We start from the raw sequence: 542 nt of genomic DNA, 5'->3' as shown, positions 1-542 counted from the left end.
TGCAATGAGATATGTGCAGTCACGACCGAGACACGTACGGTCAATGGGGCAAGTGAGCTACAAAATAGAATTAACAATGAAAGAAGAACAAAGCCTTCTTCCATCAAGGTGATCATCCCTGAGGGTAAGGTCGCGGGAATCATCACACCAAAAAGCCTGATGCTAATGAAGTTAAAGAAGTGCGACGGAATAAATAGCAGGATACAGGTTATCGCGACCGCTAAATTACCAGAAAGGCTAGGGCTGCCTCCGCGATATAATTGCGTACCACAGCGTGGGCAATGTGCATTTTTACCGTTAGGTAAATCGACTATATCGACAGGGAGTTCGCAACCTGGGCATAAACGCACACTATTAGGTTGCATGGCATGCTTAGACAGAGAGGTCATAAACACCTCTCTAATAAGAAGGGTTTAAGCTTGGGACTGAATGCCCCCGTACAAGGTTTGATATAAGCCTTCTTGCTCAACGAGCTCACCATGGGTTCCTGTTTGTGTCACTTTCCCATCTTCAAGCACATAGATCAAATCTGCTTGTTTTAC

1 protein-coding gene is annotated in these 542 nt (G+C 45.2%); it reads right to left on the bottom strand.

Annotation, left to right across the window (positions count from 1 at the left end):
• On the bottom strand, window positions 1-389 hold a 389-nt coding region (locus R7O13_RS30150), incomplete at its 3' end, for a paraquat-inducible protein A (protein WP_318305630.1).
• Window positions 390-542 lie beyond the last annotated feature (153 nt).

This window comes from Vibrio sp. Y176 (assembly GCF_033438945.1).
The sequence above is the reverse complement of the archived record's forward strand: the minus strand, read 5'-3'. Positions and strand labels throughout refer to the sequence as shown.